2 protein-coding genes are annotated in these 1,948 nt (G+C 72.6%); one reads left to right on the top strand and one right to left on the bottom strand.

Annotation, left to right across the window (positions count from 1 at the left end):
- Positions 1–186 precede the first annotated feature (186 nt).
- Positions 187–1,326, top strand: a complete 1,140-nt coding sequence (locus L7D48_RS28465) for a pentapeptide repeat-containing protein (protein ID WP_237883933.1) — start codon at positions 187–189, stop codon at positions 1,324–1,326.
- Positions 1,327–1,372: 46 nt separating this feature from the next.
- Here the strand turns inward: L7D48_RS28465 and L7D48_RS28470 are convergent.
- Positions 1,373–1,948: hypothetical protein (locus L7D48_RS28470; protein WP_237883935.1), on the bottom strand; the 576-nt coding region annotated here is incomplete at its 5' end.

A 1,948-nucleotide genomic window follows, 5' to 3' on the forward strand; every position in this document is an offset into this window, starting at 1 on the left:
GTGTCGCGGGGAGGGGCTGTGGGGTGACGGTGTGGGCGTCATGGCACGCTCCCGGTTCGGACGGACGGGGCTGGTTACCGGAGGTAACGTAGCGGCCCGGTGAACGGCTGACCAGAGGTGCGGCAGCGGTGGTCCGACAGGACAGCGCCCGGACTAGGATCGTCCCGCCGGAAGCACGGGGGAACTATGCGGGAACGCCGGAGGGGCCGGGAGCGGAAGGACCGAAGGGCGGCGGCCGCAGCGGCCGCGGTCCTGTCGACGGCAGCGCTGGTGGCACTGGTGGTGCTCTACCTGCCGGGAGTTCTGGTCGACCGCGACCTGGCGGGTGCGCGTATCGGGCCGAAGGACCGGTTGAGCGCCGTGAACGATGTCCGCGCCACCCTGCTCCAGGCCGTCGCCGGACTGGCCATCTTCGCCGGAGCGTACGTCACCTGGCGCCAGGTGCGTATCGGTCAGGAGGGGCTGAAGGCCACGCGCGAGGGGCAGGTCACCGACCGGTTCGGGCTGGCGGTGGAGCAGATCGGCAGCGACAAACCCGCCGTGCGGATCGGCGGCCTCCACGCCCTGTGGCGGGTCGCGGACCACTCCGACCGGGAGCGTGAGGCCGTCATCGCCATCATGGCCGCCTTCCTCCGCACCCATCTGCGCTGGCCGCCCACCGGGCCCGGCGCGCCCGCGCCGGACACACCGATCAATTCCGTGCCACCGCTGGAGACCCGGGCACCGGACGCACAGACGGCGCTGACCTGCATGGGCGTGCTCTGCGAAGGACGCGAGCCCGAGTGGCTGAACCTCATCGCCACCGACCTGCGGCGAGCCGACTGCGACGGGCAGAACTTCCAGGGCGTCATATTCGACCGGGCATGCCTGGAAGCGGCGAGCCTGTTCTCCGTGAACCTGACGCGTGCCTCACTCGCCGGGGCCGTGCTCCGGCACGCCGAGCTGACGGCCTCAGTGCTCCGCTCCACCCGTCTCACCGGCGCCGACCTGCGCGGGGCACTGCTGATCGAGGCGGAACTGGAGGACACCGACCTCACCGGCGCGGATCTGAGGGAGGCGAACCTGTGCCGGGCAAGCGCACCCCGCGCCTCGTTCCGCCGGGCGGACCTGCGCATGGCCGATCTGCGCGGCGCCGACCTGAGCGGCGCCGACCTGCGGGAGGCCCGGCTGGAGGGAGCGCGGGTGAACGACCGTACGCGGTGGCCCGAGGGTTTCGACGTCTCGGATCACGGTGTCCTCGTCTCCCAGGGCCCGGAGTCGCCCACCAATCCTCTGCCCGGCCTCACGCTGCGCACCGACCTTCCGCCGCTGCGCTCGTACCCGTGACGTCCGGTCGGCCGCCGCGTTCCGCTCCCCTGCGGCCCCGGCCGCCTCAGCCCGCAGCCCTGTGCGCCACATCGAGGATGATCTTGTTCTCGCCCGTGGTCACCCGGAAGCCCGCCGGGCCGTCGCCCTGGGGATCGGTGCCGACGCCGAAGAGCGTCTCGCCCTCGAAGTAGCTCACCAGCCGCAGTTCGCGGATGACGGGGGTGCTCCTGCCGCCGTCGTCGAAGTCGGGGTCGGGCACGGACCGGAGGAAGGAGATCTTCAGGTCCTGGTCGCCCTTGAGGGGGATGACGTCGCCGGAGCCGTCCTGGTGCAGGGTGTCCACGTACTCGGCCACGAAGCGCGGGGTGCCCTTGTCGAAGTCGAAGACGACCCGGTCGTAGGTGTCGTGGACGCCCACCCGCACCCCGCGCAGCTCCGGGAAGTCGTTCACACCCGCCTCCCGGGCGGCTCCCGTCCTGCGGGAGGTGTCGCGCAGCACCACGCTCTCCTCCCCATCTCCACCCCCGCCCCCGGGCCGGGACGGCGACGGGGAGGCGGACGAGGGCGCGCCGGTGGGAGCGGAGGACGAGGCGCTCCGCCCGGAGTCCTCGGACCCTTCGGGCTGTCCGGACCGGTCGGC

The organism is Streptomyces sp. ICN903, assembly GCF_022015835.1.
GTDB classification, from domain to species: domain Bacteria; phylum Actinomycetota; class Actinomycetes; order Streptomycetales; family Streptomycetaceae; genus Streptomyces; species Streptomyces fenghuangensis.